Annotated in this window: 14 protein-coding genes; 7 read left to right on the forward strand and 7 right to left on the reverse strand. The window is 34.0% G+C overall.

The features are described 5' to 3' along the window. Position 1: 1 nt before the first annotated feature. A complete protein-coding gene (tatC, locus tag V4538_14510; GenBank protein ID MES2382255.1) occupies positions 2 to 835 on the forward strand; it encodes a twin-arginine translocase subunit TatC in 834 nt (277 codons plus the stop codon). 50 nt (positions 836 to 885) lie between these two features. Then, on the forward strand, positions 886 to 1317 hold the full coding sequence (rpiB, locus tag V4538_14515) for a ribose 5-phosphate isomerase B (protein MES2382256.1): 432 nt from the start codon (positions 886 to 888) through the stop codon (positions 1315 to 1317). Positions 1318 to 1355: 38 nt separating this feature from the next. Here the strand turns inward: rpiB and V4538_14520 are convergent, their stop codons facing one another. The 3 genes from V4538_14520 to V4538_14530 all read right to left on the reverse strand — a co-directional run bounded on the left by V4538_14520 (position 1356) and on the right by V4538_14530 (position 3863). Continuing rightward, positions 1356 to 1814, reverse strand: coding sequence for a hypothetical protein (locus V4538_14520; protein ID MES2382257.1), 459 nt, complete (start codon positions 1812 to 1814; stop codon positions 1356 to 1358). A gap of 20 nt (positions 1815 to 1834) precedes the next feature. Continuing rightward, positions 1835 to 2359, reverse strand: a complete 525-nt coding sequence (locus tag V4538_14525; GenBank protein ID MES2382258.1) for an SRPBCC family protein — start codon at positions 2357 to 2359, stop codon at positions 1835 to 1837. 115 nt (positions 2360 to 2474) lie between these two features. Next, entirely contained in the window at positions 2475 to 3863 is a 1389-nt protein-coding gene (locus tag V4538_14530) for a dipeptidase (protein ID MES2382259.1), read from the reverse strand. A gap of 189 nt (positions 3864 to 4052) precedes the next feature. On the opposite strand from V4538_14530, the gene V4538_14535 reads away from it, so the two are divergent. From V4538_14535 to V4538_14545, 3 genes are all read left to right on the forward strand, one after another. After that, positions 4053 to 8774, forward strand: coding sequence for an SBBP repeat-containing protein (locus V4538_14535; GenBank protein ID MES2382260.1), 4722 nt, complete (start codon positions 4053 to 4055; stop codon positions 8772 to 8774). Positions 8775 to 8887: 113 nt separating this feature from the next. Then, positions 8888 to 9370, forward strand: a complete 483-nt coding sequence (gene folK, locus V4538_14540) for a 2-amino-4-hydroxy-6-hydroxymethyldihydropteridine diphosphokinase (GenBank protein ID MES2382261.1) — start codon at positions 8888 to 8890, stop codon at positions 9368 to 9370. 112 nt (positions 9371 to 9482) lie between these two features. After that, complete coding sequence (locus V4538_14545) at positions 9483 to 16484, forward strand: SBBP repeat-containing protein (GenBank protein MES2382262.1); 7002 nt, start codon at positions 9483 to 9485, stop codon at positions 16482 to 16484. Positions 16485 to 16491: 7 nt separating this feature from the next. On the opposite strand, the gene V4538_14550 is transcribed toward V4538_14545, so the two are convergent. From V4538_14550 to bamD, 4 genes are all read right to left on the reverse strand, one after another. Beyond that, positions 16492 to 17391 (reverse strand): DUF4835 family protein, encoded by a 900-nt coding sequence (locus V4538_14550; protein MES2382263.1) that lies wholly within the window; start codon positions 17389 to 17391, stop codon positions 16492 to 16494. Next, positions 17384 to 18586 (reverse strand): bifunctional phosphopantothenoylcysteine decarboxylase/phosphopantothenate--cysteine ligase CoaBC, encoded by a 1203-nt coding sequence (gene coaBC, locus V4538_14555; GenBank protein ID MES2382264.1) that lies wholly within the window; start codon positions 18584 to 18586, stop codon positions 17384 to 17386. The genes V4538_14550 and coaBC overlap by 8 nt, the downstream gene beginning before the upstream one ends. A 95-nt stretch (positions 18587 to 18681) precedes the next feature. Next, complete coding sequence (locus V4538_14560; GenBank protein MES2382265.1) at positions 18682 to 19023, reverse strand: DNA-directed RNA polymerase subunit omega; 342 nt, start codon at positions 19021 to 19023, stop codon at positions 18682 to 18684. 14 nt (positions 19024 to 19037) lie between these two features. After that, complete coding sequence (gene bamD, locus V4538_14565; GenBank protein ID MES2382266.1) at positions 19038 to 19907, reverse strand: outer membrane protein assembly factor BamD; 870 nt, start codon at positions 19905 to 19907, stop codon at positions 19038 to 19040. Here bamD and V4538_14570 point away from each other — a divergent pair. Together V4538_14570 and V4538_14575 are read left to right on the forward strand one after the other, a co-directional pair. Then, positions 19906 to 20478, forward strand: a complete 573-nt coding sequence (locus V4538_14570; protein ID MES2382267.1) for a C40 family peptidase — start codon at positions 19906 to 19908, stop codon at positions 20476 to 20478. The genes bamD and V4538_14570 overlap by 2 nt on opposite strands. Positions 20479 to 20581: 103 nt before the next feature. Then, on the forward strand, positions 20582 to 22066 hold the full coding sequence (locus V4538_14575; protein ID MES2382268.1) for an amino acid permease: 1485 nt from the start codon (positions 20582 to 20584) through the stop codon (positions 22064 to 22066). The last annotated feature ends 81 nt before the right edge of the window (positions 22067 to 22147 follow it).

A 22147-nucleotide genomic window follows, 5' to 3' on the forward strand; every position in this document is an offset into this window, starting at 1 on the left:
CATGTCTTTAGACCAATTACCAGACGACCATTTTGGCGAGAAAAAGGAAATGACCTTTTTTGATCATATTGATGAGTTACGTAGCCATTTAATGCGTTCGGTAATTGCCATTTTTTTGGGTGCGGTCTTGGCGTTTTTCAATAAATATATTCTTTTCGATATTATTATTTTTGGCCCTATGCGGATTGACTTTTTAAGTTACCGCATACTCTGTAAACTCTCCTATTGGGCAAAAGGCACTGACGAATACTGTATTAAAAGTATCAATTTTGAGCTGAAAAATATTGATATGACGGGGCAGTTTACCCAGCATTTATGGATTGCCTTTATAGCGGGGGTTATTATTGCTTTTCCTTATATTTTATGGCAGCTATGGCGTTTTATTAAACCGGCTTTAAGTAAAAAGGAAATTGGCTATGCGCGTGGTTTGGTATTTTTCAGTTCTATATTATTTTTTATTGGTATTGCTTTTGGTTATTTCTTTTTGGCTCCTGTGTCGGTTTCGTTTATGGGCTCTTATAAGGTAAGTGAATTGGTAAGCAATGAAATTAATTTGGAGTCGTACATATCATTTGTTTCTACTATAACTTTTGCTTGCGGGCTGATGTTTGAAATGCCGATACTGGTTTATTTCTTAGTTAAAATAGGTATTTTAAGCAGCAGGCTTATGAGCAAATACCGCAAACATGCTTTGGTAGTTATATTGGTTTTAGCGGCTGTACTCACTCCTTCGCCAGATATGGCCAGCCAGATATTAATGGCTATTCCATTGTATGCTTTATTTGAATTAAGTATATTTATAGCGAAGGGGGTTGAATCGAAAAAAATCAAGTAATTGAACTTACTTTTTTATTTTATTAATAATACATTTACAAAAAAATACGCATTATGAAAATTGCTATAGGTTGCGACCACGCTGGTTTTGAATACAAAGAAATAATTAAAGCCATGCTTAATGACTTAAATTACACCATAACTGATTTTGGTACTCACTCAACCGATTCAATGGACTACCCGGATACAGCACATCCTGTAGCTATTCATGTAGAGAATAAAGAAAGTGAATTGGGCATTTTAATTTGTGGTAGTGGCAATGGTGTAAATATGGCTGCTAATAAACACCAAGGTATTCGTGCAGCTCTTTGCTGGACTAATGAAATAAGTTCGTTAGCCAGAACACATAACGATGCCAATGTATTGAGTTTACCTTCTCGTTTTATCGATATTGAATTGGCAAAAAAAATTACGATGACTTTTTTAACTACTTCATTTGAAGGCGGTCGCCATCAAAACAGGGTAAATAAAATTGGTTGCTAGTTAATAGGTAAGGTTGCTCAGCAAAGTTTTTAGCTTGATTATCGTTTAGTATAGGTACTCCACATAGCTGTAATGCTAGTATCCTGCATGTCTATGTCGCCACCGTAACTCAAAATTTTAAAGCTTGTTGATGTGCACTTGGTTATTATATTTATATCGTCTCCAAAAAACATAGTATCCCCATTAATTCTAAGTACCCTAGGCGGGTAAACTATACTGGGAGTCATTTTAATAATTGACTTACCGTCATTACTTATTATCAAAGAAGAAAAATTAGGACTATTAGGAGTTATATAGGTAAGACTTAAACTTCCCTTGGATTTATTAGTAACAAAATTAATTCTTTGGGTTTCAAACACGGTTAAATCAAATGTACTTGAATCCAAATTATCAATACAAGGTAACTTGGGTTTGCTATTACTTTTACTTGTTTCGCTACAGGCCATTTGTATAATTACTATTATAACAAAAGCAGTACTTCCAATTATTTTCTTCATGCAATAAAGGCCTCTTATTATTATTTTCCTGATTCAGCTACTCGTTTTATATTGGCTAAACCTTTTTCAAAATCTTTTCCAACAAAAGTTCCCATTAGTAATGACATTAGCTTTGATAAGCCTTTATTTTTGCCTTCTAACGACCACGTTACTTTTACATTATTGGCAGTTATTGGCTCAAATGTAAATGAGGCTGTGCTTGCTTTCATCCCTTGAAACTCTAATAAAAACGAACTCTTTTCATATGGCTTTGCTAAAACTGTAGTTAATTTACCATTACCTACATTGCGTTTTTTACTTTCCCAAGTGTACCATGCTCCTTCGCCATAAGTATTGTCGCTATATACCCATTTTGTGTTTGGATCCAGTCCATGCCAAGGGCTCCATTTTTCCCAGTCTTTCAATTCAACTGTTAAATCATATAACTTTTCAGGAGTTGATTGTACTTCGATGCTACGCTTAACTGACCAGTTTTCTGGCAAAAGAAACGATAGCACTACAAGTATTACAATAATAATGGCAAGGGTAATAATTAATGTTTCCATAGGTTTGGGGTTTATTATTTAACTAGGTTTATAACTCAAATAAAAGAAAAAAATCACTCAATTAAACATTAAATTTAAGAGAGTGATTTTTTAAATGATGTATTTACACAATATACTATTTGCTCATTTCAGCAAAGTACTTATGAAAATAAGGAATCGTTTCAATACCTTTAAAATAGTTAACTACTCCATAATGTTCGTTTGGAGAATGCAATGCATCGCTATCTAAACCAAAGCCCATTAATACTGATTTTAAACCTAGTTCTTTTTCGAATAACGCAACAATAGGAATACTACCTCCTCCACGTGTTGGAATTGGCTTTTTACCAAAGGTTGTTTCCATTGCTTTAGCTGCAGCTTGGTAAGCTATTGAATCGGTTGGTGTAACAACAGGTTCACCGCCATGGTGTGGCCTTACTTCTACTTTAACACCGGCAGGTGCAATGCTTTCAAAATGTTTTTTAAATAACTCTGTAATTTTATCGCTTGACTGGTTAGGCACTAAACGCATGCTTATTTTAGCAAATGCTTTTGATGGTAATACTGTTTTAGCACCTTCGCCAATATATCCACCCCAAATTCCATTACAATCTAATGTTGGACGAATACCCGTTTTTTCTAAAACGGTATATCCTTTTTCTCCCCAAACATCAGCTATATTTAAATCTTTTTTATAAGCTTCCAAATCAAATGGCGCTTTGTTTAATTCTGCACGCTCGGCTGCATTTAATTCTAACACTGCATCGTAAAAACCCGGAATGGTAATATGGTTATTTTCATCGTGCATACTGGTAATCATTTTTGCCAATATATTAATTGGGTTAGCCACTGCACCACCATAAACACCACTATGTAAATCGCGGTTAGGTCCTGTAACTTCAACCTCTACATAACTTAAACCACGCAAGCCTGTATCTATACTTGGAATATCATTCGCTATCATTGAAGTATCAGAAATCAATACCACATCTGCTTTTAAACGCTCTTTGTTATTGATACAAAAAGTGCCTAAATTATTACTACCTACTTCCTCTTCGCCTTCAATCATAAATTTAATATTGCAAGGCAACGAGTTTGTTTTCATCATTAGCTCAAATGCTTTTACATGCATATACACCTGGCCTTTATCATCGCAGCTACCGCGTGCAAAAATGGCTCCTTCCGGATGTATTTCTGTTTTACGAATTGTTGGTTCAAATGGTGGTGTATCCCATAACTCCAAAGGAACAGCTGGCTGTACATCATAATGTCCGTAAACCAAAACGGTAGGTAAATTGGCATCAATTATTTTTTCGCCATATACAATCGGGTAACCATCTGTCGGGCAAATTTCCACTTTATCAGCTCCGGCAGCTACTAATTTATCTTTTATATAAGCGGCAGCAGCATGCACATCTTTGGCATATTCTTTATCGGCACTGATACTTGGTATACGCAATAATTCAAATAATTCATTTAAAAAGCGTTCCTGGTTTTCTTTGATATATTCTTTAATCATATTGATACTAATTTGAGTGTGCAAAATAGGAGTTATTTTGTGTATGCCAAATGATTTAAACCAATTCAACTCAGCCTATAACAAAAACTTTCTTTTCTTGTGAGTTGGTCCTATTTTTTTATTCATTTGAATTCATTAACAATTTGCATTATATATGCAATATAAAACTCATTGTCAATCATTTCAATTTCGTTTATGCCAATAAAAAACGTAATAACCCTAGCTTTTATTTTAATTACCGCTATAGCTTATGCCCAGGATATTGATAGCAATAAAAAACTTTCTTATAACAAACAGTTTTTTATTGAAAACAAAGGGCAATGGCCCGATGAAGTATTATTCATGACCAAAACCAATGGCATGGATGCATGGATTACCAAAACCGGTGTTGTTTACGACTTTTACCAATTAATTGAAAATGAAAAAACCAGTGAGTTAACATCGGAAAAGGGGCAACAAAACTTTAAGGACAAAAAAGGACATGTGGTAAAGTTTAACTTATTACAATGCAATAAAAATGTAATACCGGAAGGTAAGGATAAACAGGAAGCTTATTATAATTATTTTATTGGCAATGATAAAAGTAAGTGGGCTAGTTTTGTGAGCTTATACCACGAAGTTGTTATAAAAAATATTTACAATGGAATTGATATCCGTTATTATTTTGACAATGGTGCTTTAAGATATGATTATATAGTAAACCCCGGTGCTGACCCCAAACAAATTCAGTTTAATATGGAAGGTGCTGACCAAATTAGTTTAAACAATGTAGGGGAAATAGTTATAAAAACAACCATTGGCGAAACAAAACAAACAGGACTTTTTAGTTACCAAAACCTCCACCATAAAAAACAAGCTATTACTAGTTTTTTCAGCAAACTAAGCCCACAAACTTTTGCCATTGCGCTTGGGAGTTATGACAATAGTAAACCGTTAATTATTGACCCTTTGGTGTTTTCTACTTTTTTAGGAGGAACCGGTGACGATTGTGGTATAGCTATTAAAACTGATGCTTTTAATGCTGTTTATGTATCAGGGTACACTAATAGTAGCAACTACCCAATTGTTGCAGGATCATACGCTATTTTCAAAAATAATAACTATGATGTTTTCGTAACCAAGTTAAATAGTAACCTTAACACTCTTACATACTCAACCTTTATTGGTGGTGTCAGCGATGACATTTTATTTGATTTAACAATTGATAGCAGTTTAAATATTTATATTACAGGCTCTACAAGGTCAAGCAATTATCCAACCACAATAAATGCTTACGATACCAGCTTTAATAATACCACAGCCTATGAGGATGTGTTTATTACCAAATTAAATCCTTCAGGTAGTGCGCTTATTTTTTCAAGCTATTTAGGTGGAAGCCAAAAAGATAAAAGCAAAAGAATTATCCTTGACAAAGAACGTAACATTTATATTGCCGGTTACACGCAATCAACCAACTTCCCTAAAACTGCAGGTGCTTTTACAAACAGTTATAATAACATTAACCTGTTTATAACCAAATTAGATGCCTTGGGCAGCAGTTTAATTTTCTCTACAACATTAACAACCATACCAGGCTCTCCGTATAGTGGTAATAATACTTATTATGGAGATTTGGCTATTGATGACAGTTCCTATATTTATGTAGCTACAAATGGCGCCAGTAACCGTCTTCCTTACCCCGGTATTAATAACAATTTTGGGCCCGGTAACCATATTTCTCTTCTTAAACTGGACCCTTCCTGCACCAACCCAATATACCTTACCCAGTTTGGAGGAAACTCAAAAACGACTGATATAGTAGCTGCTATTGCTATTGACCAATCACAAAATGTTTATATTACAGGAACAAATATGGCTGAAGGTATCGGAGTTAATACTTTTCCAACAACTACGGGTGCATTTTCCAGAACAAATACCGGAGGGTATGATGTGTTTGTGGCTAAATTTAACCAAACCGGGGGAGTTGTATACTCTACCCTTATTGGCGGACCTGCACAGGATTATGTATCTGAAATTAATATTGATGAAAACAATAATGCTATTATTTGTGGGTTTTTAAGTCTTTATTCTGGCACTATTCTACCTATTTTCCCTACCACTTCCAATGCTTTTGATACTTCTTTTAATGGTTCCGATTACAGAGAAGATGGCTTTATTACCATTTTTAATGAAACAGGTTCTGCTCTATTGTATTCAAGCTATATTGGCGGAAACAGTATTGATTATGCCTATGATTTATGTTATGCAAACAATGCTTCAATACTGGTTACAGGGAGTACTAACAGCTTTAATTTCCCCACTACTCCGGGTACTTTCAGAACAATTATCAGTTCAAGTTCATCAGATGCTTTTGTTTTCAAAATAAATAAATGCCCTTTCAATTTAAACCAACAACCTGTTAGTCAAAGCATTGTTACCAACAACAATGTATCTTTTAATGTTATCGCCAGTAGCCCTACTACTACCTTCCAATGGCAACAAAATGCAGGGTCAGGGTTTGTTAATCTCTCTAATGCAGGAGTGTATTCAGGAGTAAACACCAATACTTTAAATATTAATAGTATTAATTTTTCTAAAAATAATTACCAATACAGATGTGTAGCTACCGACAGTGGTTGCAGTATTAATAGTGTACATGCCAAACTTTTGGTCAACTGCCTCTTTAACATTACAAGACAACCCGTTAGTCAAAATATTAATATTGGTACCAATACCAGTTTTTCTCTTGAAGCATCTTCAAGCACTGCTACTTTTCAATGGCAACAAAATAACGGTTATGGGTTTGTAGATATTAGTAACAACTCTCTATTTTCCGGTGTTAATGATGATACTTTAATCATTAACTCTACCCCACTTTCATTTAATAATAATTCTTTCAGGTGTATTGTTTCCGATAATGCATGTTCTGTGGTTAGTAATCCCATAAGCCTAAATGTAAACTGTACACTTGCTATTACCAAACAACCTGTTCCAACAAGCATTAATATCAGAAACAATACCCAGTTAATAACCAATGTTAATAGCACAAATGCAACCTTTCAGTGGCAACAAAGTTTAGGAACAGGGTTTACCAATTTAAGTAACAGTAGTACTTTTAGCAATGTAAACGATGATACCTTGCTCATTAATAATGCTCCACTCTCATTAAACAATACCCGATACCGTTGTGTTATTAATGACGGACCTTGCAGTAAAATTTCTGATTCCATTTTACTCAATGTAAACTGCTCCTTAGCTATCAATACACAACCTGTCAATAAAAATATTCCTGCTGAATCTAACACCATTATGAGTATTACAGCTTCAGGATTTGCTACTACTTTTCAGTGGCAACAAAATACAGGTAGTGGGTTTGTTAATTTAACCAATAACAGCACATTTTCTAATGTGGATGATGATACACTCATTATTAATGCTGCTCCTAAAAGTTTAAACAATACCACTTACCGTTGTATTGTGAATGACGGACCTTGTTCTCTTGCCAGTAGCAGCGCTACACTCAATGTATATTGTGTCTCTTCCATTACCAGACAGGTAAACAACACAAATATAATTATTGGTTCAAATGCACTGTTTTCTGTTGCTTCTGCTAATAACAATGCTACTTTTCAATGGCAGCAAAATGAAGGAACAGGATTTGTAAATATTTATAACAACTCCACCTTTAGCGGCACCAATGACGATTCTCTAACCCTAATTGCTACAACTATAGCCCAAAACAACAATACCTATCGGTGCTTAATCAACAATGAATCTTGTATTGATACCAGTAATAGTGGGACACTAACAATTAGTTGCCCGTTTAATATTACAGGTCAACCACAAAACCAAACTATTAACAATGGTGGTAGTGCTCAATTCATAGTGCAGGTCGATAGTAATGTTTCATACCAATGGCAGCAAAACACAGGAACCGGGTTTGTTAACATTAGTGACAATAGTTTATTCAGTGGTACCAACAATGATACACTTATTTTAAACGGGGCTTCTTTTTTATTGAATAATAATACCTACAGATGTTGGATAACATTAAACAATTGTTATACCTATAGTATCCCTGCATTATTAAATATAAATTGCATTTCTTCTATTACTTTACAACCTCAAAACCGAACTATTAATCAGGGAGACACTACATCTTTTATTGTTCATTCCAATAATCCTGCAGCTACATTCCAATGGCAAATAAACAAAGGTAATGGCTTTACAAATATTAGTAATGATAATACATTTAATAATGCTAATAACGACAGCTTAATTATTAACAAAGTCCCATCCAGTATGAATAATAATATGTTTAGATGTATTATAAACAACAACAATTGTTTTGATACGACTAACAATGTTGTTTTAACAGTTAACTGTCTACTTGCCATTACTCAACAGCCTGTAAATAAATCCGGTAAAGTTAATGAAAGTACATTTTTTTGCGTTACTTCCTCAGTTAACAGTTTCGTGTCATTTAAATGGCAAGTCAACTATGGTTCAGGATTTTTGGCAATACAAAACGATGCTACTTATAGTGGCGTAAATCAAGATACACTAAAAATAAAAAAAATATCCCCAGTTTTTAATAATTGTAAATACAGAGCCATTGTATATACTACCAATTTATGTTGTTGTTCTGATACCAGTAATGCTGCCATACTACAAGTATCTAATATTGGCACAAATGAGTTAAGTAATAGTTATTTCAATATTTATCCTAACCCTAATAACGGGCATTTTTTAATTGATGAACTGCCTGATAATGCCGTTATTACTATTACAGATTTGGCGGGTAAAACCATTGCTGAAATAAAAACCAACGATAACAAAATTAATGTTGACTTAAGTAATAAAGCGGATGGCATGTATTTAGTAAAAGTAGAATCACTGAATTATAGTGCTATTAGAAAAGTAAATATTACTAAATAAAAATAATTTTGTTAGTAATATTTCTCAGGACTATATCTATTTTTTATTAATTAATTTATTCAAATTCGTCATTATTTTCAAAATAATATGGGTAAAGTTTATACTTGCAGCGTATGAATCAGGCATTTGTTTTATTAGGTAGTAATATGGGTGACAAAAAAGACCATTTAGATACCGCTATCCATCATATTATTGCTAATAACTGCCTGCTTGTTAATCAATCATCAGTATATAAAACGGCAGCTTGGGGTAATACGGAGCAAGATGACTTTTTTAACCAGGTAGTTGAAATCAATACCTCGCTAAGCGCTGAACTATTGCTGAAAACATTGCTTGAAATAGAAACTAAAATGGGACGTACCCGGATACAAAAATGGGAACCCCGTATTATTGATTTGGATATTTTATTTTTCAACAATGCCGTTATTAATACTGCTGATTTAAAAGTACCTCACCCCTACTTACATGTTAGAAGATTTACATTGCTTCCATTACATGAAATAGCACCTTATTTTGTGCATCCTGTATTTAATGAAAACGTGCACGAGCTTTTAGCCAATTGTGAAGATAAAAGTACTGTTGAAATAATCATTTAAAACAAGCAATCAGGCAAATTACTACTCCCGTAAAATGTATTGTTTTTGTAAAAAATAATACTTATTTATGCAATATTAAACTCATTTTCAGCCTGTTTACAATTATTTTATTATGAAAAAACTGATTAGCCTACTGCTTGTCTTTATTGCTTTATATGCTCAGGCACAAGAAACACCTGACTTAAAAAAAGTACAAGGGTTATTACATAAAAATAACAAACAGTTTTTTATTGAAAACAAAGGTCAATGGCCCGATGAAGTATTATTCATGACCAAAACCAATGGCATGGATGCCTGGATTACCAAAACGGGTGTTGTTTACGACTTTTATCAATTAATTGAAAATGGAAAAACCAGTGAGTTAGCATTGGAAACAGAGCAACAAACTTTTAAAGAAAAAAAAGGCCATGTGATAAAGTTTAACTTATTACAATGCAATAAAAATATTATACCAGAAGGTAATTATAAACAGGAAGCTTATTACAATTATTTTATTGGCAATGACAAAAGTAAGTGGGCTAGTTTTGTAGGTTTATACAATGAGGCTATTGTTAAAAACATATACGGGGGGATTGATATACGCTATTATTTTGACAATGGCGCTTTAAGATATGATTATATAGTAAACCCAAATGCAGACCCTTCACAAATTAAATTTAATATTAACGGTACTGACAAAACAAGCATTGATAATAATGGAGATTTAATTGTTCAAACCAGTTTAGGAGAGGTTAAGCAAACCAAATTATTTACTTACCAAAATATAAACAATACCAAACAAACTATTAATAGCCATTTTGCTTTACTAAAAGATGGCTCTTATACTTTTACTTTAGGTACATACAATAAAAGCAAACCATTAATTATTGACCCTTTGATTTTCTCTACTTTTTCAGGTGGAACCGATAACGATTATGGTATAGCTATTAAAACTGATGCTTTTAATGCTGTTTATGTATCAGGGTACACTAATAGTAGCAACTACCCAATTGTTGCAGGATCATACGCTATTTTCAAAAATAATAACTATGATGTTTTCGTAACCAAGTTAAATAGTAACCTTAACACTCTTACATACTCAACCTTTATTGGTGGTGTCAGCGATGACATTTTATTTGATTTAACAATTGATAGCAGCTTAAATGTTTATATTACTGGATCTACAAGGTCTAGTAATTATCCAACCACGGTAAATGCTTACGATACCAGTTTTAATAATACCACAGCCTACGAGGATGTGTTTATTACCAAATTAAATCCTTCCGGTAGTGCTTTAGTTGTTTCAAGCTTTTTAGGTGGGAGCCTGGCAGATAAAAGTAAAAGAATTATACTTGACAAGGAACGAAACATTTATATTGCCGGTTACACAAAATCAACTGACTTTCCTAAAACTTCAGGTGCTTTTACAAATAGTTATAATACCAGTAACCTATTTATAACCAAATTAGCTGCTTCAGGTAACAGCTTAGTTTTCTCTACAACATTAACAACTATATCCAGTTCACTATTTAGTGGTAATAATACTTATTATGGAGATCTGGCTATTGATGACAGTTCCTATATTTATGTGGCTACAAATGGGGCCAGTAATCTTCTTCCCTCTCCCGGTATTAATAACAATTTTGGGCCCGGTAACCATATTTCTCTTCTTAAACTGGACCCTTCCTGCACCACACCTTTATACCTCACACAGTTTGGAGGAAACTCAAAAACGACTGATATAGTAGCTGCTATTGGTATTGACCAATCACAAAATGTTTACGTTACAGGTACAAACATGCCTGAAGTAACTGGAATAAATACTTTTCCAACAACTCCGGGTGCCTTTTCCAGAACTAATACCGGGGGCTATGATGTGTTTGTGACTAAATTTAACCAAACCGGAGGAATGGTATACTCTACCCTTATTGGCGGACCTGCACAGGATTATGTTTCTGAAATTAATATTGATGAAAACAATAATGCTGTTATCTGTGGGTTTCTAAGCCTTTACCTGACTACTATTCCACCTGTTGTTTTCCCTACCACTTCCAATGCTTTTGATACTTCTTTCAATGGCACGCTCTCTAATGAAGATGCATTTATTACCATACTTAATGAAACAGGTTCTGCTTTGTTGTATTCAAGCTATATTGGTGGAACAACCCGTGATTATGCCTATGATTTAGCCTATGCAAACAATGCTTCAATACTGGTTACAGGGAGTACTAACAGCTTTAATTTCCCCACTACTCCGGGTACTTTCAGAACAATTATCAGTTCAAGTTCATCAGATGCTTTTGTTTTCAAAATAAATAAATGCCCTTTCAATTTAAACCAACAACCTGTTAGTCAAAGCATTGTTACCAACAACAATGTATCTTTTAATGTTATCGCCAGTAGCCCTACTACTACCTTCCAATGGCAACAAAATGCAGGGTCAGGGTTTGTTAATCTCTCTAATGCAGGAGTGTATTCAGGAGTAAACACCAATACTTTAAATATTAATAGTATTAATTTTTCTAAAAATAATTACCAATACAGATGTGTAGCTACCGACAGTGGTTGCAGTATTAATAGTGTACATGCCAAACTTTTGGTCAACTGCCTCTTTAACATTACAAGACAACCCGTTAGTCAAAATATTAATATTGGTACCAATACCAGTTTTTCTCTTGAAGCATCTTCAAGCACTGCTACTTTTCAATGGCAACAAAATAACGGTTATGGGTTTGTAGATATTAGTAACAACTCTCTATTTTCCGGTGTTAATGATGATACTTTAATCATTAACTCTACCCCACTTTCATTTAATAATAATTCTTTCAGGTGTATTGTTTCCGATAATGCATGTTCTGTGGTTAGTAATCCCATAAGCCTAAATGTAAACTGTACACTTGCTATTACCAAACAACCTGTTCCAACAAGCATTAATATCAGAAACAATACCCAGTTAATAACCAATGTTAATAGCACAAATGCAACCTTTCAGTGGCAACAAAGTTTAGGAACAGGGTTTACCAATTTAAGTAACAGTAGTACTTTTAGCAATGTAAACGATGATACCTTGCTCATTAATAATGCTCCACTCTCATTAAACAATACCCGATACCGTTGTGTTATTAATGACGGACCTTGCAGTAAAATTTCTGATTCCATTTTACTCAATGTAAACTGCTCCTTAGCTATCAATACACAACCTGTCAATAAAAATATTCCTGCTGAATCTAACACCATTATGAGTATTACAGCTTCAGGATTTGCTACTACTTTTCAGTGGCAACAAAATACAGGTAGTGGGTTTGTTAATTTAACCAATAACAGCACATTTTCTAATGTGGATGATGATACACTCATTATTAATGCTGCTCCTAAAAGTTTAAACAATACCACTTACCGTTGTATTGTGAATGACGGACCTTGTTCTCTTGCCAGTAGCAGCGCTACACTCAATGTATATTGTGTCTCTTCCATTACCAGACAGGTAAACAACACAAATATAATTATTGGTTCAAATGCACTGTTTTCTGTTGCTTCTGCTAATAACAATGCTACTTTTCAATGGCAGCAAAATGAAGGAACAGGATTTGTAAATATTTATAACAACTCCACCTTTAGCGGCACCAATGACGATTCTCTAACCCTAATTGCTACAACTATAGCCCAAAATAATAATACTTATCGGTGCTTAATAACTAACGGCTCCTGTATTGATACCAGTAGTGTTGGTTTGTTAACGGTAACCTGTATTTTAAATTTCACATCACAACCCTCTAGTCAATCCATTAATAATGGGGAAAATGCACAATTTATTGTTATTGCAAACAGCCCCAATGCAAATTACCAATGGCAGCAAAATACAGGGTCTGGTTTTATTAATATTAGTAACAATATCTTATTCAGTGGTACCAACAACGATACACTTATTTTAAACGGGGCTTTTTTTTTATTGAATAATACTACCTATCGATGTATCATTAATCTTAATGGATGTTACGTAAACAGTAATAGTGCTACGTTAATTATTAACTGCCCTGCATCTATTACCATGCAACCAAACAACCAATCTACGAACATTAGCAATAATATCTCATTTATTGTTAATTCTAATAATCCAACAGCAGTGTTTCAATGGCAGGTAAACACTGGTGCAGGTTTTATCAATTTAAATAACAATACTCAATTTAGCGGAGCAAACAATGATACGCTTGGTATAAACAACGTTTCCTTTACCCAAAACAACCATTTATATAGGTGCATTATTAATAACAATGGGTGCCGAGATACTAGTAACAATGCAACTTTAACAGTTAGTTGTGATTTAAATATTACCGGTCAACCAGTTAATAAGAATGTTTCTATTGGAACCAATACCTTGTTTGTAGTTAATAGTAACTATACTTTAGCACAATTTCAATGGCAAATAAACAATGGAACCGGATTTGTAAACTTAAGCAACAACAGTACTTATAATGGTTGTAATGATGATAGTTTAATAGTAAATGGAGTGGCTATGTCAATCAATAATACAAGCTATAGATGTGTGGTTTCTTATTTAGGTTGTTCCGTAATGAGTAATAATGTGTTATTAACAGTTAATTGTATTGGGTTTATTATTAATCAGCCTAATAACGTTACTGCTAATATTCGTACCAATGTCAGCTTTGCCATCACGGCTCCTGTTTCCACCCTATTTCAATGGCAACAAAACAGTGGCTCAGGATTCACCAATCTAAGTAACAGCAGTCAAATAATCGGTGTCACCGATAATGCACTGTATTTGTTAACTATAAACCGATCTCAAAATAGTTTTTCTCACAGATGTATTACCTCTTACAAGGGATGCACTGATACCAGTAATATTGTTAATCTTACTGTAAATTGTGTGTCTCTCATAAGTACACAACCAATTAACAAGAGCGTAAATGTTGGTGCGAATACTTCTTTTGAAATTGCCTCTGGCTTAATTAATTCAAGCTTCCAATGGCAAAGTAATAATGGAAGTGGATTTAATAACATAAATAATAGCAGTCAATTTAGCGGAGCAAATAGTAATATATTAAACATTAGCAGCGTTAGTCTATCACAAAATAATACTACGTTTAGATGTATTGTAAGTAATTCAGGATGTTATGATACCAGCACTGTAGCAAGTCTTTCAGCTAACTGCATTTCTACAATTATTAATCAACCGGTTAATAAAAGTGCTAATGTTGCTGGCAATACACAATTCACTATTAATTCTTCCAATATCAATGCAGGTTTTCAATGGCAAGTTAATAATGGAAGTGGGTTCAACAACATTACCAGTAACAGTCAATTTAGCGGTACCAATAGCAATACATTGACGATTAACAGTATTCAACTTGCTCAAAACAATAATACGTTTAGATGTATAGTTAATAATTTAGGTTGCTATGACACTAGTAATGTGGCAACATTAACTGCCAATTGTACATCTTACATTAACAAACAGCCTAATAATATACAAGTAAATATTGGAGCTCTTGCTTTTATAATTATTACTTCTTCAAATAATACCTCTACCTTTCAATGGCAACAAAATACAGGAACTGGGTTTGTTGATTTAAACACCTCTGGTTTATATAATGGAATAAATAATGATACATTTGTTATTACTGCTACACCTCTATCTTTTAATAATTATGGATACAGATGTATTGTAAATACAAATGGCTGTTTTGACACTAGTAATATTGCTATTCTAACTGTTAATTGCAACTTAAATATATTGTCACAACCTACTCCATCTACCGTTAACAGTGGGAGTAGTTCAAAATTTATTATTAAATGTAATAGTGTAACTGCAACCTACCAATGGCAACAGAATACAGGGACTGGATTTATTAATATTATCAATAGCTCATTATTTAACGGTGCAAAAGATGATACATTAGAAATTGTGAGCGCAAATATGTCATTAAACAATAACTCTTTCAGGTGTATTATTACGGATGGCATTTGTACCACTACCAGTAATGAAGCTAACCTAACTGTTAATTGTTTTATAAATTTTGTCAATCAACCAACCAGTATAACAAAAGGCGTAGGTCAAGATGCAATTTTCTTTACCAATACCAATAGTACTACTGCAACCTATCAATGGCAGGAAAACAATGGTAGTGGATTTGTAAATTTAAATAATAATGTACAATATACAGGAGCCGATACAAAATATTTAACCGTAAACAGAGTAACTAAGAGCCAAAATGGTAATAGCTATCGTTGTATTGTTAGCGATGGCATTTGCCAGTTCTACAGCAATACTGTTTTTCTCAATACCAATTGTGCCCCACTTATTGTTATACAACCAAATAATTCAAATGCTACCAGTGGAGGCAATGTTACTTTTAGTATTACCAGTATTAATAATCTTACTAATTACCAATGGCAGGAAAACAATGGCGGAGGGTTTGTGAACTTAAGCAATAATAGCCAATATAGTGGAGCAAATTTGAGTACATTAACTATTAATACAGTTAGCATTACACAAAACAATTATTTATATCGCTGTATTACTAATTATGGTGGTTGTAGTGATACCAGTTCAAATGCTAAGCTGATTATAAACTGTGCAAGACTAATTACAACACAACCACAGAGCGCATCAGTACCTGTGGGTAATAATGCTCAATTCCACATACAAACTTCAGGTAGTAGTCTTAATTTTCAATGGCAGCAAAATAACGGAACAGGATTCATTAACTTAAGTAATTTTGGAATATATAATGGTGTAAATAAAGATACATTAACCATTAATAATGTAAACTTATTAATGAACAATAATGGTTATCGTTGCGTAGCATATAATAGCACCTGCTTCGATACAAGTAGCTACGCCATCTTAAATGTAATTAATACTGGCACAAAAAATATTATAGAAAACACCATCAATATATACCCTAATCCTAACAATGGACAATTTAAAATAGATGGGTTACCCAATAATGCCACCATTGTAATTACTAATTTATTAGGAGAAACCATAAGCACACAACAAACCAATAACAAAGAAGTAACGATAGACTTAAATAATGTGGCTGACGGTATGTATTTAGTAAAAGTAGAGGCGGATAACTACAGTATGACCAGAAAAATTACAATTGCAAAATAAACCAAAACTATTTATTGATAGCTTCGTATTTAGTAGCATTGGATATATCCAATTCACTCAGCAGTTCCACAATTTTTGGTTTTTCTATGGGTGTTGCTCCTGTGTATATATTGATTAATTCATCGCGTTTGGCATCGAAAAACATGAGCATCATAACGGTATTTGGTGCTAACTGAAATAAACGTTTTACTTCTTCTAACGATTTATAAATTTGTTTCCTGGCCTCTAATGGTTTCTTGTAAAAATTATCCATCCCTTTTCTATGGTAAATATAGTAGGCACTACGAATGGGTTTGAAACGTTCATTTAAAATATTATCAATTAAATTGTAACGCGTACGCAAACTACGCCCAAAAGCCGCCCAACCTGCAGCGCCACCACTTTGCGATAATGATACAATTTGTGAGGCTTTGTTAAAATAAGGTGTACCTGCTTCTAAGCCAAAACTATCGTAATCTAAGCCAAGCGAGTAATAGGCATAAAAGGCTAACAGAGCTGTAATTTCTGACGAGTACTGCCCATCGTTATAATCAAAGCGTTGCTGGTCTATATAAGTAAAATTGAAATTCTCATCCCTGAAATTAAACAATATACTATTGTAGTTACTTCCAAAAACAGGTCTTCGACATTGGACTACTGCTACAGCTGAAATAGCTCCGCTCACTTGGTCGTAAGCTGATGGAATAATCTCTATACTTAAATCGAATAATTCCGTGGCTTGTAACCTATCTACACTCCATTTCTGATTAGAAACAAAAGTCTTTATATCTTGCTCTAACCTTCTAAATATTGATTTATCAGTAACGTTTATTTGATTATCAGTAATTCGTACTTGTACATTAAAATCTGGCTGAGCTTGCACAACAAAACTCACAAACAGACAAAAACCTAAAAATAATTTACGCATGTATGGTTTTAATTATTTCATTAACGATATCAGCAGCAACTTCGTTTTTTAATTTTAACTCAAACGATAATTTACTTCCATCTTTTTTCAATATAGTAATTTGATTGGTATTGTGTTTAAATCCTGCACCCGGTGTTTGCATAGAGTTTAACACAATAAAATCTGCATTTTTTTCTTTCAATTTTTTAAAGGCATTGGCTTCTTCATTATTGGTTTCTAATGCAAAACCAACCAATACTTGTTCCTGTCTTTTTATGGCTCCCAAATGTTTCAAAATGTCTTTGGTCTTTTTTAACTCAATGGTTAAACCCTCGTCATTTTGTTTTTTTATTTTAATAGCTGAAACATCATTGGGTGTATAGTCAGCCACTGCAGCACTCATAATGGCAATATCAGTTTGCGTAAATTTTTCATTTACCACTTCAAACATTTCAGCCGCAGAACGCACATCAATTCTGGTAATATGAGGATGATTAATGGTTAAATCTACCGGACCAGCAACCAATGTAACCTCAGCACCTCTATTGGCTAATTCTTTTGCAATAGCAAAACCCATTTTACCACTTGAATAATTGCCAATAAATCGAACAGGGTCAATATTTTCGTAAGTTGGGCCTGCTGTTACCAATGCTATTTTACCTTTCAAATCATTGCCTTGTGAAAAGTACTTTTCTATTTCCTCAACTATTTCCTCTGGCTCGGCCATGCGTCCTTTTCCGTATAAACCGCTGGCTAATTCGCCTTCCTGTGCATCTATCAATATGTTACCATATGACTGAAGCTTAACTACATTTTGCATGGTGCTGGGATGTAAATACATATCCAGATCCATAGCAGGAGCAAACATAACGGGACATTTGGCTGAAAGATACGTGGCTATTAATAAATTATCGCAAATGCCATTGGCCATTTTACCAATGGTATTGGCACTGGCAGGAGCTATTACCATTAAATCGGCCCACAAACCTAAATCAACATGGTTAGTCCACTCTCCATTTTCGTTTAAAACAAAACTACTATAAACCGGATTTTTACTAAGCGTGCTTAACGTTAACGGGGTTACAAACTCTTTAGCCGAATCGGTTAAAATAACTTTTACCTCAGCCCCGGCTTTTACCAATAATCTAAGCAAAAAAGCCGCTTTATAAGCGGCTATGCTAGCACTAATGGCAAGTATAATTTTTTTATTTTTCATTAATACCTTTAAGTAAAAGTATAAATAATGGACTGTAAATACAAAACAAAGGTTAGCATTATTTACATAAGCTAACCTTTTAAATTATTTGTTAATTAAAACTCACGGCCATTTTTAGCCGGATTATTGTAATAGATTTTACCATTCATAAACTCCTCGGTAGCAATTAAAGTTGCTTTAGGTAGCTTTTCGTAGTAGTTTGAAATTTCAATTTGCTCACGATTCTCAAAAATTTCTTCTAAAGTATCGCTATCATTATCGAACTCGTTTAATTTATTATGAAGTTCTTCTTTCATTTGTGCAGCTATTTGATTAGCACGTTTTGAAATAATTGCTATGGTCTCGTACAAGTTTCCTGTTTCTGCTTCTAATTTACGCATATCACGGGTAACAGTTGTTGTTGGTACGTTTTGATAGTTGTGATTTAAATTTGCCATATACTTATTGTTATTTATTTTTTTAATTTATTCAAAGCCAATTCGGCTTTTTGTTTTATTGTTTTTGCATTACTCATATACTTACTGTTTTCAGTATAATATTCGGTAAATTCATCAAAAGCATTAATTGTTTCCTGGTAACGCTCTATTTGCTTTTCTGGTATACTGTTTTCCGCTAACATATAGCTGGAACTTAAAACCAAATAATCAATCTCTTCTCTTTGCGGCACTTCAGGAAAATCATTTACCACATTCCTTAAAGCAACTATAGCACTTCTGTATTCACCTATATTGTAATACAGTTTTGCATTGTTATATGCTTTTTGCGAAAGTTTTGCCCTTAATTTATCCAGGTATTTATTGCATTCCTCCACATATTTACTATCCGGATAAACACTAACAAATATTTTGAATGTTTCTACTGCTTTGTATGTATCGGTTTGGTCTAACTCTACATCCTGCGATTCTAAATAAATACAATAAGCATTCATGTAAAGGGCTTCTTCTGCATTTGCATTGGTCGGATAAGTTTCGTAATAAATTTTATACCTATATCCTGCCAATGAATATGCTTTTAAACCAAAATCGCACTGAGCCTGATAAAACAATACACGCTCTCCTAATGCGGTATTTGTTACTTCATTTTCTATTTGATCAAACAAACTTTGAGCGCGGTAGTAATCTTTCTTTTTAAAAAAGTATTCTGCTACTTCAAGCTTGGTTTTTATGTCTGGGTTTTTAAGTGCTTTTTGGAACTTGCTTTTGCAAGAGCCTAAAAGCAAACTTATAATTATTAAAGCTAAACTTAAATACTTCATTTTTACAGAACTGCGAAAGTATGGTTTTTCATTTGAATTATAAAACTTATTTTCGTTTTTTAACATGAACGCAAAACCACAAAATTTACCATACTTTTCACTAGTTATATTGCTGGTAGTATGTGGTTTATGCGCCTGTGCACAAAACAAAACTATAGCTGCTGCTGATAGTTTAAAACGCAAGTCAAACGACTCAAGTCAGGTAAAAGTTACAAACGAGTCGCAAATACCTAAAACATTAAAGGCTGATAGCGTGATTAAATTTGCCGAAAAATTTATTGGACTTAACTACAGAAGAGGCGGCACATCTAACAGGGGTTACGACTGCAGTGGCTTTACCATGATGATTTTTGCCAAATACGGTGTCAGGCTTCCTCATACCAGTGCCGGACAAGGTTTAATAGGCATTGAAATCAACACCAAAAACATTCAAAAAGGTGATTTGATTTTTTTTAAAGGCCGAAGCCGTAAAGGCTTACGAATTGGCCATGTGGGTATGGTTATTTCTAACAAAGGCGAACCTGTTCGCTTTATACACTCTTCGGTTAGTGATGGTGTAAGAATTGATTTCTTGGACAGCCCCTACTACCGCAAACGTTTTGTAAAAGTGAACCGGGTTGTTCGCTGGGAGCAATAAGTTTTATTTATTTTACGCTAAACGCCTTTCCCCTCTTAATTATGCTACATGCTTGCATAATTTGCTATACTTATTATATTGCCATTCAAATAACACATAAAATATGAGCGTTTGGCGTAAAAAACCTATAGGGGCCTTTGAGGCTGAAATGAAAAAAGGCGGATTAAACCGCGTGCTAACCAGATGGGGATTAACCTCATTGGGAATAGGAGCAATAATTGGGGGTGGAATTTTTACTTTAACGGGTATAGCCGCACACGATTTTGCAGGGCCTGCACTAGCGCTTTCATTTGTTATTGCCGGTATTGGCTGTATGTTTGCTTCATTATGTTACGCTGAATTTGCTTCTGTTTTACCTGTAGAAGGTAGTGCTTACAGTTATGCTTATGGAACCGTTGGTGAATTGTTTGCCTGGTTTATTGGATGGAATTTAATTTTAGAATATATGATGGGTGCTACAACGGTAGCCGTAGCTTGGAGTGGCTATTTTGAAAAACTCCTACACTTATTTCATATTAACTTACCCATCTGGATGATGAACGATCCGTTTACTGCAGCCACTAAAGCAGCTGAACTTGGACAGGCAGCACCTGCATTTGCATTTAATTTACCCGCTATTTTAATTACGTGGCTTGTTACCAGCATATTGGTAAAAGGTATTAAGGAAGCGGCAAATACCAATAATATTATAGTTATTTTAAAAGTAGCAGTGGTATTGTTTGTAATTATTGCCGGAGCTTTTTATATCAATGTAGAAAACTGGCATCCGTTTATTCCTGTTGAGATTGAAACAATAACAGATGGAATAGTAACTAAAAGTTTTGGCTGGGATGGTGTGGTTACTGCCGCTACCATTGTGTTTTTTGCTTATATAGGTTTTGATGCGGTATCAACTCAGGCGGGCGAAGCTGTTAACCCTAAAAAGGATGTTCCTTTTGCTATTATTTCTTCTTTAATTATTTGTACCGTTTTATATATTTTGGTATCGTTAGTATTAACGGGTATGGTACCTTACTCTGAACTGGATGTAAAAGCGCCTGTTGCTTCGGCTTTTGAAGGTGTGGGCGTAACCTGGGCAGTATTTCTTATAGTAATTGCGGCTACTGCCGGTTTAACTTCGGTTATGTTGGTAATGATGTTAGGCCAGACTCGTATTTTTTTAGGTATGGCTAAGGATGGTTTATTACCAAAATCTATGTTTGGCTCATTGCATCCTAAATTTAAAACACCTTATAAATCTACCATTTTGGTTGGCGGTATTATTTCTGTTGTGGCGGCATTTACACCTATTAATAAAATATCGGAAATGTGCAGTATGGGAACTTTATTGGCTTTTGCTATGGTTTGTTTGGCAGTTATGATTTTGCGTTATAAAGAGCCTCAACTGGACAGACCTTACAAAACGCCTATTTTACCTATTGTTGGAAGTTTAGGTATTGGATTCAATGTTTTCTTGATGAGCAAAGTAAGGCACGAAACCTGGATTGCTTTTTTGGTTTGGGGTTCGTTGGGAATTATCGTTTACTTCTTGTACAGCAGACGAAACAGTAATTTACATAAACACAAAGAATTGGAAAAAATGAATTAGTTAAATTAAGAATACTATTTTTTGAAGCCCGTACTCTGGTAAAATTTATAACCAAAGTACGGGCTTCTTTATTTATATCAG

Source organism: Bacteroidota bacterium, assembly GCA_040388375.1.
Taxonomy (GTDB): Bacteria; Bacteroidota; Bacteroidia; order UKL13-3; family UKL13-3; genus JAAFJM01.

Excerpts from the sequence above, each read along its gene's own strand:
- tatC (MES2382255.1), top strand. The coding sequence starts at position 2 with ATGTCTTTAGACCAATTACCAGACGACCATTTTGGCGAGAAAAAGGAA.
- V4538_14520 (MES2382257.1), bottom strand. The coding sequence starts at position 1,814 with ATGAAGAAAATAATTGGAAGTACTGCTTTTGTTATAATAGTAATTATA.
- V4538_14525 (MES2382258.1), bottom strand. The coding sequence starts at position 2,359 with ATGGAAACATTAATTATTACCCTTGCCATTATTATTGTAATACTTGTA.
- V4538_14535 (MES2382260.1), top strand. The coding sequence starts at position 4,053 with ATGCCAATAAAAAACGTAATAACCCTAGCTTTTATTTTAATTACCGCT.
- folK (MES2382261.1), top strand. The coding sequence starts at position 8,888 with ATGAATCAGGCATTTGTTTTATTAGGTAGTAATATGGGTGACAAAAAA.
- V4538_14545 (MES2382262.1), top strand. The coding sequence starts at position 9,483 with ATGAAAAAACTGATTAGCCTACTGCTTGTCTTTATTGCTTTATATGCT.
- V4538_14550 (MES2382263.1), bottom strand. The coding sequence starts at position 17,391 with ATGCGTAAATTATTTTTAGGTTTTTGTCTGTTTGTGAGTTTTGTTGTG.
- coaBC (MES2382264.1), bottom strand. The coding sequence starts at position 18,586 with ATGAAAAATAAAAAAATTATACTTGCCATTAGTGCTAGCATAGCCGCT.
- V4538_14560 (MES2382265.1), bottom strand. The coding sequence starts at position 19,023 with ATGGCAAATTTAAATCACAACTATCAAAACGTACCAACAACAACTGTT.
- V4538_14570 (MES2382267.1), top strand. The coding sequence starts at position 19,906 with ATGAACGCAAAACCACAAAATTTACCATACTTTTCACTAGTTATATTG.
- bamD (MES2382266.1), bottom strand. The coding sequence starts at position 19,907 with ATGTTAAAAAACGAAAATAAGTTTTATAATTCAAATGAAAAACCATAC.
- V4538_14575 (MES2382268.1), top strand. The coding sequence starts at position 20,582 with ATGAGCGTTTGGCGTAAAAAACCTATAGGGGCCTTTGAGGCTGAAATG.